At 52.6% G+C, this 24601-nt stretch carries 20 protein-coding genes; 12 read left to right on the top strand and 8 right to left on the bottom strand.

Annotated elements, in window-relative coordinates:
• Positions 1–81: 81 nt before the first annotated feature.
• Entirely contained in the window at positions 82–993 is a 912-nt protein-coding gene (locus ABIB59_RS08090) for an NmrA/HSCARG family protein (RefSeq protein WP_354034878.1), read from the bottom strand.
• A gap of 129 nt (positions 994–1122) precedes the next feature.
• Here ABIB59_RS08090 and ABIB59_RS08085 point away from each other — a divergent pair, with 129 nt between their 5' ends.
• Positions 1123–1548: a winged helix-turn-helix transcriptional regulator gene (locus tag ABIB59_RS08085; protein ID WP_165158780.1), complete on the top strand. Its 426-nt coding sequence runs from the start codon at positions 1123–1125 to the stop codon at positions 1546–1548.
• Between the two features lie 87 nt (positions 1549–1635).
• Here the strand turns inward: ABIB59_RS08085 and ABIB59_RS08080 are convergent, their stop codons facing one another.
• A complete protein-coding gene (locus ABIB59_RS08080) occupies positions 1636–2814 on the bottom strand; it encodes a dienelactone hydrolase family protein (RefSeq protein ID WP_354034876.1) in 1179 nt (392 codons plus the stop codon).
• 332 nt (positions 2815–3146) lie between these two features.
• Here ABIB59_RS08080 and ABIB59_RS08075 point away from each other — a divergent pair, with 332 nt between their 5' ends.
• Complete coding sequence (locus ABIB59_RS08075; RefSeq protein ID WP_354034874.1) at positions 3147–3593, top strand: hypothetical protein; 447 nt, start codon at positions 3147–3149, stop codon at positions 3591–3593.
• Between the two features lie 281 nt (positions 3594–3874).
• Here the strand turns inward: ABIB59_RS08075 and attM are convergent, their stop codons facing one another.
• The gene (gene attM, locus ABIB59_RS08070; RefSeq protein ID WP_335257824.1) at positions 3875–4669 is read right to left on the bottom strand and encodes an AttM family quorum-quenching N-acyl homoserine lactonase; all 795 of its coding nucleotides are present in this window, start codon (positions 4667–4669) and stop codon (positions 3875–3877) included.
• A gap of 159 nt (positions 4670–4828) precedes the next feature.
• On the opposite strand from attM, the gene ABIB59_RS08065 reads away from it, so the two are divergent.
• Complete coding sequence (locus tag ABIB59_RS08065) at positions 4829–5722, top strand: LysR family transcriptional regulator (protein ID WP_354034872.1); 894 nt, start codon at positions 4829–4831, stop codon at positions 5720–5722.
• A 99-nt stretch (positions 5723–5821) separates the two neighbouring features.
• On the opposite strand, the gene ABIB59_RS08060 is transcribed toward ABIB59_RS08065, so the two are convergent.
• A complete protein-coding gene (locus tag ABIB59_RS08060; RefSeq protein ID WP_071194852.1) occupies positions 5822–6337 on the bottom strand; it encodes a GNAT family N-acetyltransferase in 516 nt (171 codons plus the stop codon).
• A gap of 384 nt (positions 6338–6721) precedes the next feature.
• Here ABIB59_RS08060 and ABIB59_RS08055 point away from each other — a divergent pair, with 384 nt between their 5' ends.
• The gene (locus ABIB59_RS08055; RefSeq protein ID WP_107224359.1) at positions 6722–7252 is read left to right on the top strand and encodes a glyoxalase superfamily protein; all 531 of its coding nucleotides are present in this window, start codon (positions 6722–6724) and stop codon (positions 7250–7252) included.
• 57 nt (positions 7253–7309) lie between these two features.
• Here the strand turns inward: ABIB59_RS08055 and ABIB59_RS08050 are convergent, their stop codons facing one another.
• Entirely contained in the window at positions 7310–8521 is a 1212-nt protein-coding gene (locus ABIB59_RS08050) for an MFS transporter (RefSeq protein ID WP_354034870.1), read from the bottom strand.
• Between the two features lie 251 nt (positions 8522–8772).
• Here ABIB59_RS08050 and ABIB59_RS08045 point away from each other — a divergent pair, with 251 nt between their 5' ends.
• Together ABIB59_RS08045 and ABIB59_RS08040 are read left to right on the top strand one after the other, a co-directional pair.
• Positions 8773–9666, top strand: coding sequence for a LysR family transcriptional regulator (locus ABIB59_RS08045; RefSeq protein WP_317086583.1), 894 nt, complete (start codon positions 8773–8775; stop codon positions 9664–9666).
• A gap of 129 nt (positions 9667–9795) precedes the next feature.
• Positions 9796–10278: an RES family NAD+ phosphorylase gene (locus tag ABIB59_RS08040; protein WP_354034868.1), complete on the top strand. Its 483-nt coding sequence runs from the start codon at positions 9796–9798 to the stop codon at positions 10276–10278.
• Between the two features lie 134 nt (positions 10279–10412).
• Here the strand turns inward: ABIB59_RS08040 and ABIB59_RS08035 are convergent, their stop codons facing one another.
• Positions 10413–11285: an N-acetylmuramic acid 6-phosphate etherase gene (locus ABIB59_RS08035; protein ID WP_354034866.1), complete on the bottom strand. Its 873-nt coding sequence runs from the start codon at positions 11283–11285 to the stop codon at positions 10413–10415.
• Positions 11286–11503: 218 nt separating this feature from the next.
• Here ABIB59_RS08035 and ABIB59_RS08030 point away from each other — a divergent pair, with 218 nt between their 5' ends.
• Positions 11504–13081 (top strand): sensor histidine kinase, encoded by a 1578-nt coding sequence (locus ABIB59_RS08030; protein ID WP_052249278.1) that lies wholly within the window; start codon positions 11504–11506, stop codon positions 13079–13081.
• Positions 13078–13797 carry a two-component system response regulator DcuR gene (dcuR, locus tag ABIB59_RS08025; protein ID WP_039079337.1) on the top strand — a complete coding sequence of 240 codons (720 nt, stop codon included), beginning with the start codon at positions 13078–13080 and terminating at the stop codon, positions 13795–13797. The genes ABIB59_RS08030 and dcuR overlap by 4 nt, the downstream gene beginning before the upstream one ends.
• Here the strand turns inward: dcuR and ABIB59_RS08020 are convergent.
• Both ABIB59_RS08020 and ABIB59_RS08015 read right to left on the bottom strand, forming a co-directional pair.
• Positions 13778–14746 carry an FAD:protein FMN transferase gene (locus ABIB59_RS08020; RefSeq protein WP_079496627.1) on the bottom strand — a complete coding sequence of 323 codons (969 nt, stop codon included), beginning with the start codon at positions 14744–14746 and terminating at the stop codon, positions 13778–13780. The two genes, dcuR and ABIB59_RS08020, sit on opposite strands and share 20 nt — an antisense overlap.
• A 44-nt stretch (positions 14747–14790) precedes the next feature.
• A complete protein-coding gene (locus ABIB59_RS08015) occupies positions 14791–17574 on the bottom strand; it encodes a flavocytochrome c (RefSeq protein WP_354034863.1) in 2784 nt (927 codons plus the stop codon).
• Between the two features lie 636 nt (positions 17575–18210).
• Here ABIB59_RS08015 and ABIB59_RS08010 point away from each other — a divergent pair.
• The 4 genes from ABIB59_RS08010 (at position 18211) to ABIB59_RS07995 (ending at position 24486) form a co-directional block, all read left to right on the top strand.
• Positions 18211–19722: an anion permease gene (locus ABIB59_RS08010; RefSeq protein WP_039079340.1), complete on the top strand. Its 1512-nt coding sequence runs from the start codon at positions 18211–18213 to the stop codon at positions 19720–19722.
• A 90-nt stretch (positions 19723–19812) separates the two neighbouring features.
• Entirely contained in the window at positions 19813–21462 is a 1650-nt protein-coding gene (fumA, locus tag ABIB59_RS08005; RefSeq protein WP_335202970.1) for a class I fumarate hydratase FumA, read from the top strand.
• 215 nt (positions 21463–21677) lie between these two features.
• Entirely contained in the window at positions 21678–22616 is a 939-nt protein-coding gene (locus ABIB59_RS08000) for an AEC family transporter (protein WP_047370704.1), read from the top strand.
• A gap of 184 nt (positions 22617–22800) precedes the next feature.
• Positions 22801–24486, top strand: a complete 1686-nt coding sequence (locus ABIB59_RS07995) for an NAD-dependent malic enzyme (protein WP_169039503.1) — start codon at positions 22801–22803, stop codon at positions 24484–24486.
• Positions 24487–24601: the final 115 nt, after the last annotated feature.

Below are 24601 nucleotides of genomic sequence, written 5' to 3'. Positions count from 1 at the left end.
GGGCGCGACGTCGGATGTGCCGTTAGCAAAGGCCACGCTGGAATAACGTGGCCGGTGAGCCAGAGCGTTGTCGATAAAGGTTTATCGTAGCGCGATTTCAGCCTGTGGGGCGTTAAGTGCGGCCTGAAAGTGTTGTCTTCCGGGTCCCGTAAGCCATTGATCCAATTTCATCATTTCACCGAACATCTTTTCCAGTGCCGGAATATCAGCAACGCCCGCGACAATGCCATTGTCTACCAGTTCGGTAAGCCGACGAAGGAAGCTGTTTTGTGTTAATAGTGCGTCGGGAAAGCGCTGATAGTGGATGGGGAAACCTGCGGCGTTTGAGAAAGCACGCTCCAGATCCTCCCCTGTCAGCGTCTGGCTGGAGATTTCCAGCACTTTTCCGGCGAACGGTTGCGGGTTACACAGAATACGGGCATTGATACGCCCGAGATCGTCCAGCGTAATCATTTGCATCGGCTGGTTACGCTGCATGAAGAAGGAAAAATTCCCGGTGTTCAGCCCCATACCGGGCAGCATCAGCATTTCAATAAAGCTGGCCGGACGCGTGATCGTCCAGCAAAGTGGCAAAGAGCGGACATAATTTTCTATTTCCGACTTGCTGTCGAAATGCCCCATACCTGTAGGGCCTTTCCCCGCCGCGCCGGACGAAGAATAAACAAGATGGCTGACTCCGGCCGCCAGGGCACTGTCTGCAATGGCTTTTCCCTGAATGATCTCCTGCTCATCACTTATCTCTCCCTGCGGAGAGCTGGTCTGAACACTGAAAACCCCCTTGATGCCCACCATTGCCCGCTCAATGGAAGCCCTGTCAAAAAGATTACCGACGGCAAGCGTGATACCTGCCGCCATCAATGCCTGCGCCTTTTCGCTATGCGGATCACGCACAAAGGCCCTGACTTCACGGCCCGCCGCCCGTAGCGCATTCGCCACCGCCCCGCCCTGTTGTCCGGTGGCGCCAAAAACAAGAAATTCTGCTGTTTTGTTCATGAAAGTTCTCGATAGTAACTATTGAAGGTCACAGTATGGAACTATTATGATTTCCTCCACAAGACGGCACATTTTTGGTCCCTGGTTACACAGAAGTAACTATCAGGAGCCTTCAGCGGAGAAAAAGTTATGGCGCGTGAGATTAATGGCAGGCCGATCATTGAAACACCCGACGGACCGAAACTGACGCCGTGTGCCCCAGGGAGTGTGCTGGAAAGGCTGGGTGATAAATGGACCATTCTTGTTATTTCGCTGCTGTCGCTTTCGCCTGATATCCCCCTGCGATTTAGCGCCATCCGACGCGGCATTCCCGATATCTCACAACGTATGCTGACGTTGACGCTACGCAACCTGGAACGAGATGGTCTCGTTAACCGTTATTATTACCCGGAGCTTCCACCCAGGGTGGAATATCAGCTCACTGACCGTGGTCGTTCGATGCTAAAACCCCTCGCCGGATTCACCGACTGGATCAGGGATACATGGCAGGATATTGAGGCGTCCCGAAAAGCCTTCGATGAGGCAGCCGGGAAAAAAACGACACCATCGCGTTAGTTCAGAGTGAAACCTGATTTTTATGCATGACGCAAACAGACTGGTGTCAGCCTCGCTGGTCCAGGACCGCGGTTCTATCCGCTTATTTCAGTGTCTTTTCTCTGCGGCGTAATTATTGTTGATAGCGTACAGAGTGCATTGAGGTGCCCCTTTGCGTTGTTCCTTTGTACAGATATTAAGCGCCGTTGCGGCAGCTTCCTGACTGTTTCTGGCCCAGTATGCAGCGCCCCAGTCTCCGTCCGGATCGGTGGCAAAGGCTTTTTCATATCGCTGCGTTGTTTCATACTCGGAAAAGGCTTTTTTTCCGGCAGCATTGAGGGCTGGCGGTTCAATGAGATTTACGATGGGAAGCCTGATTATCTCCTGAAACGGCTGATGGTACTCCTCAAGAAAAGTAGCGACGGTATTCCACCAGAAACTCTCCGGCGCAGAATCCATAAAGACATGACCATCCTTCCCATAAGGAGGCATGACGACGAACCGGGCCGGGCTTTTACCCTGCTGATAGGCATTAAACATCTCTCGGCCTGTATCCGGGGGAAACGACTTATCGTTTTCTGCGTACAGCCACAGCGAAGGGATCTTCGCTGCTTTTCCGTATTGCGCATACGATTTCATCAGCCCCGTCTTATCACAGAGAGATTTCCCGTCGATGGCCCCTCTGCCGCCATCAAAATTGATCACTGCCTTTACGCCAGGCGGATTTGTGGCGCCCGTTGCGATAACAGCAAATCCACCGGCGGACATACCAACCAGCATCGCATTATCAACGGATGCCCATGAATTCCGGCGCACAGCGTTAAGCGCCGCAACCATATTTTGGATGTCCTGCTCTCCGGCCTGCAGATGAAAGGGCTGAATGCACGAGTGTCCTGCATATTCCGCAGCGCCACTGGACTGACCATATCCCTGCCGCAGGACGACCACTGCAGCATATCCATGGCGTGCAAACGCGATTGCTGTTGAGGAATACCGGTTTGGGTTAAGCGTCCAGCGGTCAAACTCAGCCTTACCGGTAGTTCCATTGGTGATTAACACAACCGGCAAAGGCTTCTTGCTAACCGGACGTGTGACAAAAGCATCAAGTATTGCAGGCTGGCCGTTATTTAACGTGACGGACAGCGTGAGAGGTTCCCTGATAAGCCCGCTTATCTGTTGATATTCGGCCCTGTCCGTTAAAGATTCTGCGTGCCCCGATAAACTTATGATGAAGCCTGTCAATGGCAAAAAGAAAGATACTGCGTGGGTTATAAAACGGCTGCGCATCAGAAGATATCCTTAATTGGCCTGGAGATATAGCGCTTTGCAGTTGCGTACTGACAGGTAAAAACGCTAACGCTGACAGTCCCTGTATTAATGACTTAAGATCCTTAATCCACCAAGTGAGATGAAGAACATTAACGTAAGTAAATATGTGTGAGGTGTGGATTTTCCTTAAAACAGCTATCGAGTTAGATGCTGACTTTAGAACCGCCAAATGGTTATAATAGCAGTGGTGCGCTTAAGGCTATTTATTTTAATAGCACGAATTTTGGTTACATTATCGTTAATGCGGAAAAACTGTTGATTATACTCATTCAGAACAAAGGAAATTACCGATGAATAATGCATCGCTGGAGGAAAGAATCTATGCTATAAACTGGAATTCATCCTGTACAGCATATGGACCCGCAAACGATGTTCCTGAGCTATTATTACAATTAGCATCTGACGATCACGAGTCAGCAATGAGCGCCAGTCATAAGCTTTGGTGCGGACTCTGTCATCAGCATGTTTCTATGGCGCCAGCGGGATATATTGCCCTTCCATTTATATTAGAGATTCTTGATAGCGCCAATGAGTTACTTACGGTTGAAATACTCGACATCTTATGGGGATTCGCCCAATGCTGTATAGAGACAGGGCCGCATGCTCCCGACTATTTCGAGCCAACCAGAGAGCGTCTTATCGCCGAACTCCCTCGTTTTTCGTTACTATCCGAACACAGCAATGAATTAATCTCTCAGTTCGCTTCTGAAATAATCAAATCGTTAAGCCAAACATGAAATAGTTATGGTTTGGCTCTGGGACATTAAAAGGCGCTTAAACACCTTTATATTAATTCCCTACCGCTCGCCCCGTAATTGCCCGACTCCCTGGGTTATTGTTGCAGTGGCTGTTTCAGCCACGGTGTAGTTCTGAACAATAATTAGCTAAACGAATTTACGTTTCAACGCTGCACTGAAATTCCTTTTTTCATCAGGGCACCTGTATTATTCCGACATGAGCTTATCACATCTGTTCAGGGTGGCCAAATTCAATGCACTACTACAGAGCGAGCAATGATTCAACTATACCAGGCGGGTGCAAGCCTGATTTTTTTCCATTCCTCAGGGTCATGACCGGGTATTAATATCGCGTTATATCGCTCGGTAAGCTTACGCAGCTTGCGGACAGAGTGAGCGACATCAGTGGCGGATGTCATCAGGCCAGGGAGCGCCCTTTCATGGTAATGATCTAAGGTGTAAGCCGCATCAATCGCCAGCGTAAAATATGTACCGCCGGGTAATCTGATGAGAAAAGATTGATGTCCCGGTGAATGCCCTGGCGTGAAAATACACTGCAACGTGCCATCACCGTAAAGGTCATAGTTGTCATCTGATAAGCCGTCGAGAAAAAGCCAGTCAAGTTCAGGATGATCGTAATCGTGTCGGCAGTAGGCTCCAGATGTAAACCAGTCAGGAGCAAAGGCATATTCATACTCTCGCCGCTGAACCACATGAGTGGCATGTGGGAAACGGCCAATCGCCCCCGTATGATCGGAGTGTAAATGGGACAGTACCACATAGCGGATATCCTCCGGGGCGATGCCAATCCTTTTAAGCTGTTCCAGGCAGCCCTGCTCTTCTGACATCACCGGTTTAAACTGCTCTGTCGCACTTCCCCAATAGGCAAAAGGATCTTTCAATCCTTCTACAGCCAGACCACCGTCAATCAGAGTAAAACCATCCGGATGTGTCAGCAGGAACCAGGGGACGGGAATTTCATAATTCTCTCCCACGCCCTGATTCATCCTTATATGCTGATATTTGCATTGCTGCGTTCCTGACTGGAACATGAAAAGCCTGATATCTGACATAATTACCTTCCACCAATAACTTAATGAAATAGATTACTATTTTGCTTAACGCTTACCTGAGCATTGAGTTTTCATCATTTCGCAGAAGAACAGTAGATACCTGTGTCGAATTACATTTATCGGTAAAACCGATATAATTGCTAAATGGATCTCTTCTCAGCAATGCGCATATTCATCAGGGTCGTTGAGCGGGGCAGCATGTCGGCTGCAGCCCGCGATCTTGGCATTGGCCAACCCGCCGTCAGTGAAAGAATAGATAAACTGGAAGCACATCTTGGTACGCGTTTGCTAAGGCGCAACACGCGGAACATGTCTCTGACGCATAGCGGTAATCTGTTTTATGAGCGAAGCAAAGCGGCCATTCAGGCGGCAGAGCACGCGCTTTCCGTGAGTGAAGAAAATCAGGGGCTGCAAGGCAAAATCCGTATTGCGGCGCCCTATTCTGCCGGGGAAAGCCTGCTGATGCCTGCACTGTTGCAGCTTCAGAACGAACATCCAGGGCTACAGGTCGATGTCATTTTTAATGACCGCGTTATCGATCCTGTCACGGAGGGGGTGGATTTATCACTGAGGCTGGGAGAGGTCTCAGAAGGTTTTTTTGTCGCCCGTCCACTTGGTAGCGTGCGCAGAGTCTTGCTCGCCTCCCCTGCTTTGCTGGCCAGAATGGGTTATCCAGACTCTCCGGATGCGCTGGCTGGTTATCCATTTGCTGCTGTTTCTGGCGTATTTGCCAGCCATCGCATTCCATTGATCAATGCTGATGCCCAACCCATTAACGTTCCCGTTGACGTTAAATTTCAGTCCACCCACTGGCGCAGTGTCCTCACCTGGTTATTAGCTGGTCATGCCATCGGTGTTTTGCAATTTCCGGTTTGCAAAAACGAAATGGAAAAGGGGGCGCTAATCCCCCTTTTAAGCCACTACACGGTCCCGCCTTTTACTGCCTGGCTGCTTCATCCACCGGCGGGCATGATGTCATATGAAACACGCATTTGTGCATCTCTGCTGGAGGGGTATCTCAAAGATTCACTGCTTGCGTTGATGTGCCAGAAATAGCATCTGCGTCTGGCACACACATGCCCGTCGACAGCGCAACCTTGTCTGCTATGAAGAGGAGCGAAAGGATATTCGCCTCCCCAGAATGATTAATAACCCTTACTCAGAACGTTGAAGCGTAAGTTCATAAACGACGCAGGGCACATCATAATGTTGTTCTATTGCCTTATACGTCATCCCTAAGCGCTGCATAACGCGATGCGAGGGGATATTGTCAGGATCGGCAACAGCAACCAGATACGTTGTGCCTGTTCGCTCTACCGCGAAAGCAATAATCGCTTTAGCAGCTTCTGTCGCATAACCTTTGCCATGATGTTCCGGGACGAGTCGCCAGCCTATCTCTAACGGCGCGCCATCCACATTTGCCAGGTGCTGGAGGCAGGCTGCACCAACGATCTCCCCGGACGCTTTTTCTTTGATTACCCACCACGAGTACCCGTATTGCTCCCAACGGGCCTGGACACGTCTGATACCTTCCCAGGTCTCTTCGGGTGTTTTAGCAATACCCTGGTTGATATAACGCATCACACGGGTATCGCTATCCATCCTTCTTAAGCCTTCGTAGTGTGAGTCATTATAAGGTTCAAGCGTTAGACGTGCGGTTTCTAAATCCATCTGACATTCCTTTTTACGTAAAGGTGTTGGCTTCGGTGACCTACTCATCCTGAATCAACTTATCATGATGTAAGCAACATCATCTACTCGCACTCTGTGGGCGTCAGATCTGCGGTGAGCAAGACGCGGGCGCTGTGTTTATTGCATCTGATATCTATTACCCCTACCTACCTGGACTGGTAGCCGCCCTCTTCATACGCCCCCGAAAGCTTGAGGAATGTCCAGGGTCTGGGTATTCTTTTTCAGGGCTCATGCTGCCTGCCGCTCGCTTCCCGATGGGAAAAGGTGAAAGCATGTTTGTTCTCAACTTCATTGATTCAACCACTCTTGATGGTCGGGATGTGGTAATGCGAGCACCCTCATTTCCTGACGACAGGAGCAATTATGTTTTCTATCGAGCAAGCCAAACACATGGCTGCAAAGTTAAAAGCCTCTCTTGCGTTACATGAGCAGACGATCTCTTACTCCACCGCACTCGAAATGGTTTCGCATCAGTTAGGCTTTAGAGACTGGAACACGGCGGCGGCATCGTTACGTCCGCAGGTTCCCGAGTCTCAAATTCAGTTCAGTAAATCGATACCCATCCTGCGAATTTTTGATATCCGAAAAGCACAGGAGTTTTACCTTGAATTTCTGTCATTCAGCGTTGAGTTTGAACACCGTTTTGCACCCGACTTACCCCTGTATATGGGCATCGTCCGCGATGGTTTGCAGTTGCATCTTTCTGAACATCACGGTGACGCCACCCCAGGCGCAACGATATTTATCCCGATGAACAATATTGCGTTGTTCAGAAAGGAACTACACGACAAACATTATGGTTACGGTCGCCCGGAAATCATCAAGCAGGATTGGGGAGAGGTTATGGAAGTCCATGATCCCTTTGGCAACCGGCTCCGTTTCTGTCAAAGCTAATTATTAAAGTAAGGGGCGCAAGTCTGTTGCGTCCCTTATGCCATCGCCGCGTTTTTATCAGCAGTCGCATTTTCCCTGGTGCATTTTCACGGGATTTTTCAACACCAGTACAAGCATCATACTGCCCACAATAATACCTGCTGCCAGTAACGCCAGCCCCTGAAAGCCTGTCACGGCTAACACCTGGCCACCCGCAAGCGCGCCGGTTCCAATCGCTGCGTTAAAAATTGCGACATAAATGGCTGACGCCGGTTGTGCGGCTTCGCCGGCGCTATGAAGCAACCACGTCTGTAACCCGACGAATACAATCGAAATACCCGCCCCCCACAAGGCAAGCAGTATCCCCATTAACCAGAAAGGAAGAGGTGCGACGCTACTCATACCAAGCATACCGAGTGCGAGGGCACTCAAAAGAAGTGACGTGAAAATAAGCGTTTTAAGATGCCGGTCAATCAGCTTACCGGCAATGACATTCCCTGCCAGGCCAGAAAGCCCGAACACCAGCAGCAAACCCGAGACGGAAGCAGCCGGTACGCCATGGACCTTCATCAACAGGGGTTCCAGATAGGTGAAGGCCGCGAAATGGGCCGAAATAATGCAGGCTGTTGCACAATACAGGGACATGAGCACGGGGTTTTTGAATAGCCCACAGTAAAGACGCAGCCTTAGTGGCTGCGGCGCTGCCAGTGCGGGAAGCGTCCAGAATAATGCACAGGCGGCAGCCAGCGCCAGCAGCGAAATGAGCATAAAGGCATTACGCCATCCGGCCATGCTTGCAATAAAACTCGAAAGAGGTACACCCAGAATGCTGGCTGCCGAGACGCCGCCAAAAATGATTGAGGTGGCAAGCCCAAGCTTTTGCGCCGGAACAAGCTGCGCGCCCACTATGCCAATCATTGCCCAGAACGCACCGTGCGCAAGTGCCCCGGCCATGCGCGCACTCATAAATGTGCTCATGGAAGAAGAAAAAGTTGCAGCCATACAGGACAAAGCAAGAATAAGCATCAGGCCAACAAGCAGAGCCTTGCGGGAAATGCGTGCGGGTATCGCGCCGGAGAGCAGCGCTGCGAGCGCACCAACCCAGCCATAGGCGGTTACGACAAGACCCGCCCCGGATTCAGTCTGATTCAAATCCTTTGCTAAGGTACTGAGCATACCAACCGGCGCAAGTTCGCTTGTCACGATTGAAAATGCACTGATCCCAAGTACGGTAACTGCCAGCCAGGCGCGCACCGGCACGAAATTTACGTGTACAGCCGTTTCATTCATAAAATAAATACTCTTAAAAAAAGTGGAAATGTGACTGAGGCGTTTTTTGGTAAGTAATTTCAGGCAGCCGCGCTTTTCATTTCTTGAACAGCGCATCAAGGTCCGGCAATGGGGATGGCAGCCAGGTTGAGCGATGGCGTTAATGTTGGTTTTTTCATGTTTATCTCCTTATGGGAACGACAGTATTAACTTGTTAAAATCGATAAAACAGACCTGAAAATGGAGAGCCGTTTTCCATAAACGGAAAAACTATGAGTGCCAATTTTAACTGGGACGATACGCGCATTTTTCTGGCCATCGCCCGCGCGGGGACGTTGAGCGGCGCAGCAGAAGCTCTGGAAATGGGCATCGCTACGATTTCAAGAAGGCTGGACAGGCTTGAGCAGTCGCTGTCCGTGCCGCTTTTCAGCCGGCATCAGAGCGGATACCGGTTAACGGATGATGGTGAAGCGCTACTGGAGCAGGCGGAAGCGCTGGAATACGCGGGGCTCGCTTTTGGCGAGAAAGCTAAACTACAGGGTAATGTTGCAGGGCTTGTCCGGCTGGCAACATCGGACAACCTGGCTACGCATTTCATCCTGCCCTCGCTGGAAGGGCTGATGAACAACTATCCTGAACTGCGGGTGGAAGTGCTCAGCGGCGTGCAGTCAGTTAATCTGCATCGCAGAGATGCCGATTTAGCGATACGCATGGTCAAGCCAGAGAGCGGAAATCTGACGCTAAAACGTCTGGGAACGGTGGGATTTGGCGTATACGGCGCTGAGGCATATCTTAAAAAAGTATCTGGCGGGCCCGCGGGAGTCTCGTTACAAAATGCGCACTATATAGGCTGGCCGGAATCACACCAACATCTGCCTGCGGCGCGCTGGATAACGAGAATGCTTCGCGGCAGGCCATGCAGGCTGGAAGCAAACACGCTCGCGGCACAGGTTTCCGCCGTTTTAGCGGGTCTCGGTTTAGGCGTTTTGCCGCACTTTATGGCAAGGAAAAACGGTCTGCACTGCGTTAATCCCGATCCTGGTGTGGATCAGCCGTTATGGCTGGTGATGCATTCAGACTTAGCCGGGTCACGACGGGTCAGAGTCGTTGCCGACCACTTAATTGCATTATTTGATGAACATAAAGCTCATCTGGCGCTGCCATAAGTATTTCACGCTAACCGACTGTTGCCGCTTTTTGTGCTTTCCAGGCATAACCAGCGCTGGCAGGCAAACCAGATGGGTGACGGGCGCCCGCAGTAGAGGGTATTTCTCAGAAGAGAAATGAGAGAACGTATGGATCTGACAAATTATTTAACGAATATCGATGGGGTTTTTTACCGGGCCATTGATCCCGCATATCGGCATTTTGCGTTATCGGGTTCCAGAGCGCCGGGCAGGTATTCAGACAGTCATCAACCCACGCTGTACCTCAGTTCCTCGCCAGAAGGGGTAGAAGCGGCCATGCAGTCGCACAGCGGTAACAGAAGTCGCAACCTTGAAATCGTCAGGGTTAGTGTTACCAGCGATAAAATTATTGATCTCAGAAATGCTGAGGCGCTGTTCGCCGCAGGTATTGACCTGAATGATGCCATTGCGCCCTGGCAGGAAATCGTGCGTGAAGGCGGTGTCCCCCGGTCGTGGAATGTGCGTAACCGTCTGACGTCGCTTGGGATAAAGGGGTTAATTGACCCTTCCCGAAAAGCACCGGGACTCTGGCATCTGGTGCTTTTTAGCTGGAATCATGACACGCATTCGCGCGTGTCTCTTCTTGAATGAATTGAAGCGTGCAGCCGTTTCTTTATCACACGGTCTTGCGCTTCTGAGGCGCGTGGATTTACCCACGCTCCTCAGCTTTTCACAGTTTTACTCCACAACGCAGGCTACATGACCTGCGCCGTGTGGCCCGAAACTCACCCTTTCTTCTCTTTCAGCGCCAGGCGCAGATGGCCGTTATTGCGCTGTAGTGCTTCGCTCGCATCCCACGCATCCATGCCGCTGAGCAGCATCAGAATGGCGGTTTTGCACTGCTGATTGCAGCTTGCCAGCGCCGCTTTTGCCTCTTTGCGTGAACAATCACTGGCCGCCATCACGATCGCTATCTGGCGCTCCTGCCATTTATTTTCCGTCGCCGGAATATCCACCCGCAGGTTGCTGTATACCCGGCCGCTGCGGATGGCAAGCGTGGTCGTTAACATGGTCAGAATAGATTGCTGCGCGCGCCGTGCTTTGGGATTCCCATAGCCCGCAACCACTTCCGCGCCCGTTGGCGGCGCAATCACGATATCCCCGAGGCTTGCGGCTTCGCTATGTTGATCGGAAGTGAGTACCGCCACCATTGCGCCGGTCTCGTTGGCCTGGCGCAGCGCGCCCCATACCCACGGCGTTTTACCGCTTAGCGTGAGCGCCAGCAGCACATCATTGTGGTTAAAATTTATCGCCTGTAGGGCACCAATCCCGCCGTCGTAGTCGTCGGCATGCGTGTCATTAACCGCAATGCAACGCACCTGTGTCTGGCTGTCCGGGGCAAAATCATTAATCGTCTGCTGCGCCAGTTCGCCAGAGGCACCGGCCCCGATAATGACAACTCGCCCGCCGCGACTGAGTGCCGCCACGGCATGCTCAACCACTCTCGCTACATCAGGCAAACAGTGCGCCACCGCGTCGTGAGCAGCGACATCTTCCTGATGAATGAGTTGCAGGACATCGTCTGTTGAGAGTCTGTCTATCTCCGTTGTCCGGTCATTACGTCGCGCTTTCGCCGCTACCGTTAACAAAGTGCTCATCATTACCTCCTTTTTATTTATCCTGCCCTACTATAAAGCGATTCATATAATTGCCTTGCGAGACGTGTCACGTAACTGAGGGGATAAATTCAAAGGTGACAAGCCGTTAGCCGCTTTGAGATATGCGCCCCTTCGGCGATAATTACCCTCTTTCTGTGAATGATTTTGAGGCCGCAGTGAACGGAAGGCATCCACATCCTGCTTCGCGCAAACGCACCATGAAACTCAGTACCCTGGTTACGCTGATGCTGTGCAGCGTTATTGGCTCGGTGTTACTGGTGGTTTACGCGCTCTATTTTGTCCAGATCGCTAATGTCACCCGGGAAGGGGTGAAGGACACTGCGATGGCCGTTGCACGCACCCTTGCCGATGAACCGGAGATCAAACGCGCGCTCTCGATGCCTGTCGGGAGCCAAACGGTGCAGGACCTTGCCCAGGCGGTACAACGCAGAAACGATCTGCTGTTTGTCGTCGTGACCGATATGGACGGCATCCGTTTATCACATCGCGAGGCCAGTGAAGTTGGCAAACACTTTATTGGTGATGATCTGATCCCCGCCCTGCATGGCCGGGAGAATGTCTCGGTCAACCACGGCGTCCTCGCCGAGGCGCTGCGCGTCTTTACACCGGTATTTGATGCCCGGCACCAGCAAATCGGCGTGGTCGCCATCGGTATCTCGCTCAGTAAAGTGGATAAACAGATAAGCCACAGCCGCTGGGGATTGCTGCTCACCATGCTCTTTAGCGCCATGGTCGGCTCGCTTGGTATCTGGGCGCTGGTCCGGGTGCTCAAGCGTATTCTTTTTGGTCTGGAACCTTATGAAATCTCCACCCTGTTTGAACAGCGCCAGGCCATGCTGCAATCGCTCAAAGAGGGGGTTATTGCCGTTGATCGCGAGGGCAATATCACCCTCGCCAACCAGGCCGCGCGCCAGATGTTGCTCAGCACCAATAACCACGGCACCCGCGATATTCGCCACACGCCGCTGTTTGCCGACCTGCAAACCGTGTTGCAAAGCGGACAGCCGCTGTCCGATCAGGAGATCGGCTGCAACGGGCATTTGCTGCTGTGCAACAGTGTGCCCGTGCGCGGCCAGGATGGGGTCATTGGCGCGGTCAGCACATTCAGGGATAAAACCGAAATCAGTCAGCTACTGCAACGTCTCGACGGGATGGTCAATTATGTGGATGCTCTCCGCGCCCACTCCCATGAGTTTATGAACAAGCTGCACGTGATCCTCGGCCTGCTCAACATGAAGCGTTATGACACGCTCGAAGAGTATGTGTTACAGACGGCAGAAGGTTATCAGAACGACATCGGCACCCTGCAGCATCAGATACAGACGCCCGTCGTAGCAGGTTTTCTGCTGGGTAAAATCAATCGTGCCAGAGAGGCCGGGGTTATCCTGACCCTGGCGAATGAATCCCTGGTGCCGGATAACCCCAACCAGCAACAGGTGACGGCGCTGGTAACCATTCTGGGTAATCTTATTGAAAACGCCCTCGACGCCATGACCGATCAATCCGATGGCGAAATTGGCCTGTTGCTGCACTATCAAAACGGCTGGTTAAGCGCCGAGGTCAGCGACGATGGTCCCGGTATCTCCCCGGAACATATCGATGCCATTTTCTACAAAGGTTACTCAACCAAAGGCGAAAACCGGGGCGTCGGGCTGTTCCTCGCCCGCCAGCAGTGCGAAAATCTCGGTGGCAGCATTACGGTGGAGTCGGAACCTGGCGTATTTACTCAATTTTTTGTACAACTCCCCTGGGACAGTGAGAGGAAGAGCGTGTGATTAATGTATTAATTGTCGATGACGACGCCATGGTGGCGGAGCTAAACCGCGTCTATACCACGCGGCTATCTGGCTTTACCTGCTGCGGTGTCGCCTCCACCCTGCGTCAGGCCGAAAATATGATTAACGACCCGGCGCTGGATATCGATTTGATCCTGCTTGATGTCTATATGCAGCAGGATAATGGTCTGTCGCTGCTCCCGATCATTCGCGCCAGCGGACGGAAAATCGACGTCATCATGATCTCCTCCGCCTCCGATGCCGCGACCATTCAGACATCGATGCACTACGGCGTGGTGGATTATTTAATCAAACCGTTCCAGTTTCCGCGCTTTGAAGAAGCCCTGACCCACTGGCAGGAAAAGAAGAAACTGATGAGCGCGCAGCAGTATTACGAACAGGCGGATGTGGACAGGTTGCTCCATGGCGGGCCGCAGGAGGTTGCCGATACCCGACGCTTACCAAAAGGGCTTACTCCGCAGACGCTGCGAACCATTTGTCAGTGGATTGATGCGCACCCGGATATTGAGTTTTCGACCGATGAGCTGGCGAGCGCGGTCAATATTTCCCGCGTCTCCTGCCGTAAGTATTTGATGTGGCTCGCGCAGATCGGCATTTTATTTACCACCATCCACTATGGGGTGACGGGTCGCCCGGTCTATCGTTATCGCCTGCTGGAAGAGCAGTACGGATTGCTTAAGCAGTACTGTCAGTAAAGGTGTAGCTATCATCCATTAGCGTAAAACGGACATTACGCGTGGATGAGGCCACCACCCGCCGGTCTTTTGTGACAAAGATTGCCTCGATCTCCGGCTTGTTGCGCAGCGCCTGGCATCCTTGTTCCACCCCCATCCCATAAAGCAACGTGGTCCAGATATCGCCATCGAGTGAGTCGGTTGAAATCACCGTCACACTGTCGAGTTCGTTGTCGAGCGGGTATCCCGTCGCCGGGTTAAGGATGTGATGATAACGTTTGCCGTCTACCTCAAAGTAGCGCTCGTAGGTTCCCGACGTGACCACCGATTTATCTTGCACATCGATAACCCCCACCAGCGCATCCGCCGTCGAAAACGGCTTTTTCAGTCCGATGCCCCACCCGCCCTGTGGCGCGCCGAGCGTATGTACATTCCCGCCAAGATTAATCAACGCCTGCGTGACCCCTTCGCGACGCAGGAAATCGCGTACCCGGTCAGCAATATACCCTTTGGCAATCGCCCCCAGATCGATCTCCATCCCCGGACGCGCCAGATAAACCGTGCCTGCGGCTTCGTCCAGCAATACGTTTTGTGGGTCGGTCAGCGCCAGCAGTGCAGCCAGTTCCTCAGCGGGCGGTACGGCGTTGTCGTGGCGAAAACCAATCCGCCAGCGCTTGACCAGCGGGCCAATCGCCAGATTAAAGCAGCCGCCCTTGACCAGGCTTGCCGCCTTCGCGCAGGCAATTAATGCAAAGACCGGACGGCTAACCGCCACCGGATGCTGCCCGGCGGCCAGATTGATATCCATCACCTGCGAAGGCGTGCGGTTGACCGTAAACAGATCTTCATAGCGTTTGATCAGGCGAAAGGTGTCGGCGGCAAGCGAGGGGTTGTGGCTGAACAGTTTGAGCAGGATCGGCGATCCCATCAGGACGGCGGAGTATGACCAGACACCTTCTTGCTGTTCCATATTCACTCCTAAAAAAATGCCCCGGTCTCTGCCGGGGCTTATCATCAGGCCTGCGCTTTCGCCCAGTTTGCCGCATGGTGCCCGGCCAGTGAACCAAAAATAATGATGTCAGCCACCGCATTACCGCCGATGCGGTTGCTACCGTGGATCCCCCCGGCCACTTCGCCTGCGGCGAACGCCCCCGGAATGACCTGCTGCGCTTTATTCAGCACCGCTGTCTCAGTATTAATGGTTACACCGCCCATCGTATGGTGAACCCCCGGCGCAATGCGGATCGCGTGGAACGGCCCTTCATTAATCGGGTTACGCAATGCGGTGGTACGACCAAAATCGCTGTCGTGTTGCTGTTCAACAAAGCCGTTGTAGCGTTCCAGCGTTGCCAGGAAAGCATGATAATCCATCCCCAGTTTCTCCGCTAACTGACGCGGTGAGCTGGCGCTGGTGACAAAGCCGCGGGCGATATACTCATCTGCCGCTTTGTTTTTCGCCCGTACGTGTTCATCAAACACGATGTAAGCGTAATGTTCCGGCAAGGCGATGATCTGCGCGGAGACTTTGTCACGGGTTTCCATTTCATTAAAGAAGCGGTTGCCCTGCTGGTTAACGAGGATCGCCCCGCCGCCGCGAATCGATTCGGAAATCAGGTACGAGGTGTTCTGTTCCACCGTCGGATGGATCTGAATTTCACCCATGTCCACCGTGCCTGCCCCGATATGTTCAAGCAGTGCAATACCGGCCCCGGTCGCCCCTTTGTGGTTGGTGGTGACAAAACCTTCAAGATCCGGGCGATATTTCACCACCATCTCGCTATTGGCGCTAAAGCCGCCGGTGGCGACAATCACACTTTTCACCGCGATGGTCAGGGTTTCGTTTTCGTCATTGATCAGACGTACCGCGCTCACTTTACCCTGCTCGCAGAGGATCTCTTCAACCGAGGTGTCGAGCATCACGTCGATACCGCGCTTCGTCACATTACGAACCAGACCGCTAATCAGATAACCGCCGACCGCTGAACCGTCTTTCGGACGGTGGGTGCGGTCAATGCTCATGCCGCCAGTGGTGGTGATGTCGTTAAGCATAATGCCGCGATTCGCCAGCCATTCGATGGCCTGCGGCGCATGTTCCACGAAACAACGCAGTAGCTCAGGGTTGTTGCGGTTTTGGCCGCCTTTCAGCGTCTCCTGATAGAAAAGCTCTTTGCTGTCCTGAATGCCTTTCACACGCTGGAAGCGGGTTTCTGCGGCATTCATCCCGGCAGAGGCTTTAATGGTGTTACCGCCAAAGGTTGGCATTTTCTCCACAATCAGCACACGTGCGCCTTCGTCATGCGCCTGGATCGCAGCCGCCAGTCCGGCACCGCCGCTGCCGACCACCACCACATCATAATTTTTCGGCGTGGTGTCGTCCGCCCCCTCTTCCTGCGCCAGCGCTTTACCCGATTTCACCATCGCTTTGGAGACGGCTTTTTTCACCGATTCGCTCTGGCTGGTTGCCCCGGAAATCGCATCCACATGCGGGCTGTTGGCGGTCAGAATGCGTGAACGAATTTCATCAAAGCTGGTGACAAAATCCACATCATCACCCGAGCCTGACAGCAGTTCGATATCCGCGATACGGTCGGTTTCAAGGCTGATATTGAGCACCAGCTCGCGGGTATCATCCTGTACGGTTTCGGTGTACACACCCGGTTTGAATTTTTTGTCCGCCATGCTCATGTCGCGGATCATCGCCTCCACCAGCGAAAAGCGCCACAGCGGTTCCGGGATGGTCAACGCTTCGCGCTGGGTGCTGTCGATGAACAGCTCCAGCGTTTCACCCCGCATGATGCGATCCGTCCAGTCCGGATAAGCAATGCAAGCGCGCCCCACGGCAATCAGGTCATAGCCGTGGTCAACCGCGTCCTGTGCGTCAGCCGCGTTCACCACGCCGCCCACTCCCATCACCGGCACCTGGGCCAGGGTTTCGGAACGCAGGGCGACATATTTTTCAATCAGCGGTGTAGGATCGGTGGTCTCAACAATGGAAGGACGCAGCGTTGCGCCAACGGAGAAGTGCAGATAATCCAGGCCACGCGCGGCCAGTTTTTCCAGCAGATACATGGTGTCATCAAAGCGGATCCCAGGCACTTCCATCTCTTCAGGCGAGAAGCGGTAGCCGATGATAAAGGCGTCATCCGCATACTGGCGGACCATTTTGTGAGTGATCTCAAGCACCGCCAGCGGGAATTTCGCACGGTTGTCGCGGCTGCCGCCCCACTCGTCATCACGCTGGTTTGAGTTTGGCGAATAGAACTGCTGGATGAGATAGGTGTTCGCGCCGTGTAACTCGACGCCATCAAACCCCGCGAGAATGGCGCGGCGTACGGCGTCACCGAACTTCGCGACCATCTCTTCCACTTCCTGAGTCGTCAGGGCGACCGGGGTAGCCGCGCCGTCACGCGGTGCCGCCAGCGCGCTTGGGCCAACCGGTGTGCGACCACCGATCAGTTTCGGGTCGACCATACGGCCGCCGTGGTAAATCTGCAGGATAGCTTTCGATCCTTTGGATTTAATGGCGTCAGCAATTTTCGCCAGCCCCGCCACTTTTGCATCGTTATCAATCCCGATGGCGCCAGGGAATGCGAGGCCCAGGCTGTCAACAAAGCAGCATTCAACAATCACCGCCCCGATAGCCCCGGCACGCTCACGGTAGTACTCGATAAGCTCGCTGCTGACCGTACCGTCAAAATAGCCTGTGCAGGTGGTCATGGGTGCCATCAGCAGACGATTTTTAAGCTCTGTACCATTCGGTAGTGTAAAGGGGGTGAGAATTTGCGAGTAATGGCTCATAAATAAACTCCAAACTTTAAAAGTGAAATTTGAGAATTCTTATCGGACATTATTTTCGTTGTCGTTTTTGCCGAATACATGTCTTTAATATAATAATTTCTTTAGTTTCTTAATTGCTTACTTTAGTTAAAAAACTATTTAATACACTCAATAACATCGCTAACTCAAAGGTGTTATTATTTAAATAAAATAGAATTAACATTTGCGCTAACAAATATAACTTACAAGTTACTAACAAGTAAGTACTACAGGCTGAAATAAAAGAGATAAAATACAGTTAAATCAATAAATTACAAAAATAATGCGGGTAAAAATCTTAATTAATATCCACAAGATTTGACAAAAAGTGTATCGATTCAGCAAAAACCACAAAATGCCGCTATTTTTTATATTGGCGGCATACAATAACACCATTAGATAATTTTCTTGATCGCGATCAATTGTCGAAAAAGCGAAAGCAGCATTATAGAAACAGACCCAATTTTTAATTCCTCGCAAAGCTTATTGCGGGAAACACCCATTTATTTAACGTGCCAGAGTTGAATTTAATAAGTAAAAAAAGTTTTGTAACTAAAGTCATTAAATTCCCATTGTCTGGCGTGAAAACAGAATCCTTATCAACCTTAGAACGCTATTATGAACGAGAAATCATCCGCTTTAGCACCGTCACAGGTGAGTAGTAAAAAGAGTGGTAACCAGAGCAAGCTATTGATGCTGGCGCTACCGGTTATTGTCGCAGTACTCCTGCTGTTCGTACCTGTTCCGCAAGGTCTGCCGCCGTTCGCATGGCACTATTTCGCCATCTTCGTGGGTGTGATCGTCGGGCTTATCTTTGAGCCCCTGCCTGGCGCGGTTATCGGTATGACCGGTGTTGTCGTGATTGCGCTGTGCAGCCAGTGGCTGCTGTTCAGCCCTGAACAACTGGTGGATCCAAAATTCAAACTCGCCGCACAGTCCTTTAAGTGGGCGGTCAGCGGTTTTAGCAACTCCACCGTGTGGCTTATCTTCGGCGCCTTTATGTTTGCCGCCGGTTACGATAAAACCCGCTTTGGCCGCCGCCTGGCGCTGATTCTGGTGAAATATCTGGGCCGTCGCAGCCTGACACTCGGCTACGCCATTACCTTCGCCGATCTGTTGCTGGCGCCGTTCACACCGTCGAATACCGCGCGCAGTGGCGGCACCATTTTCCCGATTATCGCCAACCTGCCGCCGCTGTACGGCTCAAAACCCAACGATCCGAGCGCACGTAAAATTGGCTCCTATCTGATGTGGGTGGCGATCACCGCCGCCTGTATTACCAGCTCCATGTTCCTGTCCGCGCTGGCGCCAAACCTGCTTTCACTGGCACTGGTGAAAAGCATTACCGGGCTCGACATCTCCTGGGGGACCTGGTTCCTGGCCTTCCTGCCGCTGGGTATTCTGCTGATTTTGACCATGCCGCTGCTGGCCTACTGGTTCTACCCGCCGGAAGTAAAAGTGAACGATGAAGTGCCGCTGTGGGCCAGTCGTGAGCTGGAAAAACTGGGTAAACTGTCGCGCAATGAAATCCTGCTGTTGGTGTTCGTCTGCTCCGCGTTGGTGATGTGGATCTTTGCCGCCAACTGGCTGGAACCGGCCCTCGCCGCACTGCTTATTATCGTGCTGATGTTATGGACCGGCGTGCTGGAGTGGAACGACATCACCAGCAACAAAGCCGCATGGAACACCTTCGTCTGGTTTGCCACTCTGGTGGCGCTGGCAGATGGCCTCTCCTCCACCGGGTTTATCGCATGGCTGGGTAAAGAAGGCGGTTCGCTGATGGGCAATGTCTCACCGGGCGTGGCGACCATTGTTCTGCTGCTGGCGTTTTATCTGCTGCACTACCTGTTCGCCAGTACCACGGCGCACACCACCGCCCTGCTGCCCGCCATGTTGACCATCGCGTCAACCATTCCGGGGATGAACATGCAAGTGTTCGTGCTGGTGATGGTTACCTCGCTGGGCGTGATGGGGATTATCACCCCTTACGGTACCGGTCCGAGCCCGATTTACTACGGTAGCGGCTACCTGCCTACCAAAGACTACTGGCGTCTGGGGACCATTTTCGGTGCCATCTTCCTGGCCGCCCTGCTGCTGATTGGTTATCCGTGGATTTCCATGATGTTCTGATTCCTCGCCGCCGGACACGCTCCGGCGGCGTTTTTTTGTCGCTGCCGCATGGATGTATGCGGCTCTAACCTTACAAAAAGCGAGAGAGCTATGTCGACGAAACCGTTTTACTATCAGGATCCCTTCCCGCTGGCGCATGACGATACGGAATATTATCTCCTCAGCCGCGAGCATGTTTCTGTTACCGAGTTTGAGGGGCAGCAGATACTGAAAGTTGAGCCGCAGGCACTCACCCTGCTGGCGCAACAGGCCTTCCACGACGCCGCCTTTATGCTGCGTCAGGCGCACCAGCAGCAGGTAGCCACTATTCTGACCGACCCGGATGCCAGCGAAAACGACAAGTACGTGGCGCTGCAATTCCTGCGTAACTCTGAGATTGCCGCCAAAGGCGTGTTGCCGACCTGCCAGGATACCGGCACGGCGATCATTATGGGTAAAAAAGGCCAGCGCGTGTGGACCGGCGGTGGTGATGAAGCGGCGCTGACGCGCGGCGTCTATAACACCTATACCGAAGATAACCTGCGCTACTCGCAAAATGCGGCGCTGGATATGTACAAAGAGGTGAATACCGGCACCAACCTGCCCGCACAGATTGATCTCTACAGCGTCGATGGCGACGAGTACAAGTTCCTGTGTATGGCGAAAGGCGGTGGTTCGGCGAACAAAACCTACCTTTACCAGGAAACCAAAGCGCTGATCACCCCGGCGAAGCTGAAAAAATACCTGGTGGAAAAAATGCGTACCCTCGGCACTGCCGCCTGCCCGCCGTACCATATCGCCTTCGTGATTGGCGGAACATCTGCGGAGTCCACCCTGAAAACGGTCAAACTCGCCTCCACCCATTACTATGACGAACTGCCGACCGAAGGCAATGAACATGGTCAGGCGTTCCGCGATACGCAACTGGAAGCAGAATTGATGATCGAGGCGCAAAATCTTGGCCTCGGCGCGCAGTTCGGCGGGAAATACTTCGCTCATGATATCCGGGTGATTCGCCTGCCGCGCCACGGCGCCTCCTGCCCGGTGGGCATGGGCGTCTCCTGCTCAGCAGATCGCAATATCAAAGCCAAAATTAACCGCGACGGTATCTGGATTGAAAAACTGGAGTCGAATCCGGGCAGATTCATTCCGCAGGCACTGCGCGAAGCGGGCGAAGGCGATGCGGTAAAAGTCGACCTCAATCAACCGATGGCTGACATTCTTAAACAACTGTCACAGCACCCGGTCTCCACCCGCCTCTCCCTCTCCGGCACGATCATCGTCGCCCGCGACATCGCCCATGCGAAATTACAGGAGATCATCGACCGTGGCGAAGAACTGCCGCAGTATGTGAAAGATCATCCGATTTATTACGCAGGCCCGGCGAAAACACCGGAAGGCTATGCCTCAGGCTCCCTCGGCCCGACCACTGCCGGACGCATGGACTCTTATGTCGATCAGTTGCAGGCGCAGGGTGCAAGCATGGTGATGCTGGCAAAAGGCAACCGCAGCCAGCAGGTGACCGATGCCTGCCATAAACACGGCGGCTTTTACCTCGGCAGCATTGGCGGCCCGGCGGCGGTACTGGCGCAGCAGAGTATTAAAAGCCTTGAGTGTGTGGCCTACCCAGAGCTGGGAATGGAAGCTATCTGGAAAATCGAGGTGGAAGACTTCCCGGCCTTCATTCTGGTTGATGATAAAGGCAATGACTTTTTCCAGCAGATCCAGAATAAACAATGCGCTAACTGTGCAATGAAATAATTATCTTACGCAGGCCGGTATTTTCCGGCTTGCGATTTTCCGCAAAAGAAATATTATTAGCACATCATCTCCCCTCACTAATTAAACTAAAGTAAGCATTCTGTAATTATTTAAAGCGGAGTGAGTGTGACTACCGTCACTCACTATTACAGAAGAGACAGCTAAATTATCCACTGTCAGTACCCTTATAATAAAACATTGGCACAGGATAATTTATGCAATCAATTTTACTTCAATCTTTGTTCCCTTTAGTTTTCATCATGGTATTAGGTTGGTTGAGCGGAAAATTAGGCTATACCAAACGTGAAGATGCGAATGTCATGGCATCTGTGGTTATCCGTTTCGCTCTACCTTTTCATCTTTTTATTGGCGCATTAAATACTGACCCGGAGAAAATACAGAATCTGTCATTTATGGCAGTGCTGGTTATTGGTTTGATGGGGTCTTATTTATTTACCCTGCTTGTGTCCCGTTTTGTGTTTCGTCACGATATTAAGACCAGCGCCATACAATCACTGGTCTGCGCCTTCCCGGATATGGCCTATTTTGGCGCGCCGGTACTGGCGGTATTAATCGGCCCGGAAGGCTTTTTAGGCGTGCTGATTGGCAACGTGGTGACCAGCGTATTTATGATCCCGCTGACCATTGTCCTTATCCGTATGGGCGATAAAAACCACACCGAAGACCTGAACCCGGTGAAAATGGTGTTGCAAAATCTGTGGAAAGCGGCGCGTAACCCTATCGTCTGGATCCCGGTAACCGGTATTCTGCTGAGCCTGGCAGGCGTGAAGTTGCCGCATCTGCTCAGCTCGCCGATTGAGATGGTAGGCAAAATCGCCGGTGGCTTATCGCTTTTCGCACTCGGTCTGCTGTTTTACGGCGAGCGCCCTTCTTTCAACATTCAGACCTGTACCAATATTGGTATTAAAAATTTAATTCAGCCGATCATGATGGCCGTTGCCGGCTTAGCGTTCGGCCTGAATCATACGCTGATGCAGCAAGTCGTGATTATTGGTGCCACCCCTTCGGCTATTGCCGCCGGGATGTTTGCCCTGCGCAGTGATACTTATGTCGAATCGGCGTCATCGTCCATATTATTAGGAACGGCGCTGGGCGTTATAACCGAAGGGTTCATGATATATTTGGTTTCATAAATCAAGTATCAACAGATGTTATTTAACTAATTAAAGTTTTAATAAATTAAACAAACCCAAAGTCAGCGCCATGTGCGATTAGAATGGCATGGCGTAACTTCATCAACACCAGGCGACCTCATTAATAGCGGCAATACGTTGCCGTTTTTGCAGGCAAGGTATGTGTTTATTCAGGAGTCGTAACATGTTAAAAAAAGAGATGCTGTACACGCCCTATACTGGCGCGGTATTGCTGGAAACCCCATTATTAAATAAAGGACTGGCGTTTACCCAGGAAGAGCGCCAGGCACTCAATTTAAATGGATTGCTCCCTGACACGGTAGAAACTATTAAAGAACAAACCGACCGGGCATGGGCGCAGTTTTGCGATTTCAAACGTGATATTTCAAAACATGTTTATTTGCGCAATATTCAGGACACCAACGAGACATTATTTTATAACCTGGTGCGCACCCATTTAAGCGAAATGCTGCCGATCATTTATACCCCGACAGTGGGCGAAGCCTGCGAGCATTTCTCCGACATCTATCGCCGGGCCCGTGGCCTGTTTATCTCCTGGCCGAACCGCCACCAGATTGATGAGATGCTGCAACAATTTTCACGTAACGATATCCGCGTCATTGTGGTGACAGACGGTGAGCGCATTCTGGGCCTCGGCGACCAGGGCGTGGGCGGAATGGGGATTCCCATTGGCAAACTCTCCCTCTATACCGCCTGCGGCGGCATCAACCCGGCTACTACCCTGCCTATCATGCTTGACGTTGGCACCAACAATGCCCAACGCCTGGACGACCCGCTCTATATGGGCTGGCGGCACCCGCGTATTACCGATGACCAGTACATGGAATTTATGGACATGTTCATCGATGCGGTCAAAGCCCGCTGGCCGGATGTCCTCTTACAGTTCGAAGATTTCGCCCAGAAGAACGCGACGAAATTGCTCAACCGCTACCGGGATAAACTGTGCTGCTTCAACGATGACATTCAGGGCACCGCCGCCGTTACGCTGGGCACCCTGATCGCCGCCTCGCGTACCGCAGGCGTCAATTTGCAGGATCAGCGGATCGTCTTTTTAGGCGGTGGCTCCGCAGGCTGCGGCATTGCGGAAAAAATCATTGCTTATATGGTCTCAACAGGCTTAAGCGAAGCCCAGGCGCGGGGCCGCGTCTTTATGGTCGACCGCTTTGGCCTGCTGACGGACGACATGCCGAACCTGCTCGATTTCCAGCAAAAACTGGTGACCCCGCGCGAGGCTATCGCCCACTGGGATGTGGAGCAGAACAATATCTCTCTGCTGGATGTGGTGCGTAACGCCCACCCGACGGTCATGATCGGTGTTTCCGGTCAGCCGGGCCTGTTCAGCGAAGAGATCGTCAAAGAGATGTATAGCCACTGTCCGCGCCCGATCATTATGCCGCTCTCCAACCCGACCTCCCGGGCGGAAGCGCAGCCGCGTGACCTGATTGAATGGACCCAGGGCGCGGCGCTGATTGCCACTGGCAGCCCGTTTGCGCCGGTGCATTACGATGGCGCGGTCTACGAGATTGCCCAGTGCAACAACGCCTACATTTTCCCGGGGCTGGGGCTTGGGATCCTCGCTGGTAACGCAAAGCGGGTAACGGAAAACATGTTGATGGCCGCAAGCCAGGCGCTGGCCGCCCATTCACCGCAGGCCACCCTGGAGCGTGGCGGCCTGTTACCGGCAGTGGAAGATATTGGTGAGATTTCACGCGCCATTGCGTTAGCCACTGCGCGTGCGGCTCAGCAGGATGGCGTTGCCCCGCAGGCCAGCGACGACGAACTGCATGCGGCAATAGAGAAAACCTTCTGGGAAGCGCAATACGCTCCCTATAAACGCGCATCGTTCTAAACCCGCGCAGACAGGGGAAAGGATCTCCCCTGCTTTCAGGCCGTAGACCGTGAGTAAACATGGCGGGTTTTATAATTTTTGACATAACCTAAACGGAGGACAATGATAGCGGTCT

Source organism: Citrobacter sp. UYEF32 (assembly GCF_040546205.1).
GTDB lineage: Bacteria > Pseudomonadota > Gammaproteobacteria > Enterobacterales > Enterobacteriaceae > Phytobacter > Phytobacter diazotrophicus.
The sequence above is the reverse complement of the archived record's forward strand: the minus strand, read 5'-3'. Positions and strand labels throughout refer to the sequence as shown.

Bases quoted from the DNA above. Each gene is read 5' to 3' on its own strand.
- ABIB59_RS08090 (WP_354034878.1), bottom strand. From the start codon at position 993: ATGAACAAAACAGCAGAATTTCTTGTTTTTGGCGCCACCGGACAACAG.
- ABIB59_RS08085 (WP_165158780.1), top strand. From the start codon at position 1,123: ATGGCGCGTGAGATTAATGGCAGGCCGATCATTGAAACACCCGACGGA.
- ABIB59_RS08015 (WP_354034863.1), bottom strand. From the start codon at position 17,574: ATGAGCCATTACTCGCAAATTCTCACCCCCTTTACACTACCGAATGGT.
- ABIB59_RS08060 (WP_071194852.1), bottom strand. From the start codon at position 6,337: ATGGATTTAGAAACCGCACGTCTAACGCTTGAACCTTATAATGACTCA.
- ABIB59_RS08080 (WP_354034876.1), bottom strand. From the start codon at position 2,814: ATGCGCAGCCGTTTTATAACCCACGCAGTATCTTTCTTTTTGCCATTG.
- ABIB59_RS08055 (WP_107224359.1), top strand. From the start codon at position 6,722: ATGTTTTCTATCGAGCAAGCCAAACACATGGCTGCAAAGTTAAAAGCC.
- ABIB59_RS08075 (WP_354034874.1), top strand. From the start codon at position 3,147: ATGAATAATGCATCGCTGGAGGAAAGAATCTATGCTATAAACTGGAAT.
- ABIB59_RS08040 (WP_354034868.1), top strand. From the start codon at position 9,796: ATGGATCTGACAAATTATTTAACGAATATCGATGGGGTTTTTTACCGG.
- ABIB59_RS08045 (WP_317086583.1), top strand. From the start codon at position 8,773: ATGAGTGCCAATTTTAACTGGGACGATACGCGCATTTTTCTGGCCATC.
- ABIB59_RS07995 (WP_169039503.1), top strand. From the start codon at position 22,801: ATGTTAAAAAAAGAGATGCTGTACACGCCCTATACTGGCGCGGTATTG.
- ABIB59_RS08035 (WP_354034866.1), bottom strand. From the start codon at position 11,285: ATGAGCACTTTGTTAACGGTAGCGGCGAAAGCGCGACGTAATGACCGG.
- fumA (WP_335202970.1), top strand. From the start codon at position 19,813: ATGTCGACGAAACCGTTTTACTATCAGGATCCCTTCCCGCTGGCGCAT.
- ABIB59_RS08065 (WP_354034872.1), top strand. From the start codon at position 4,829: ATGCGCATATTCATCAGGGTCGTTGAGCGGGGCAGCATGTCGGCTGCA.
- ABIB59_RS08050 (WP_354034870.1), bottom strand. From the start codon at position 8,521: ATGAATGAAACGGCTGTACACGTAAATTTCGTGCCGGTGCGCGCCTGG.
- ABIB59_RS08030 (WP_052249278.1), top strand. From the start codon at position 11,504: ATGAAACTCAGTACCCTGGTTACGCTGATGCTGTGCAGCGTTATTGGC.
- ABIB59_RS08000 (WP_047370704.1), top strand. From the start codon at position 21,678: ATGCAATCAATTTTACTTCAATCTTTGTTCCCTTTAGTTTTCATCATG.
- ABIB59_RS08010 (WP_039079340.1), top strand. From the start codon at position 18,211: ATGAACGAGAAATCATCCGCTTTAGCACCGTCACAGGTGAGTAGTAAA.
- ABIB59_RS08020 (WP_079496627.1), bottom strand. From the start codon at position 14,746: ATGGAACAGCAAGAAGGTGTCTGGTCATACTCCGCCGTCCTGATGGGA.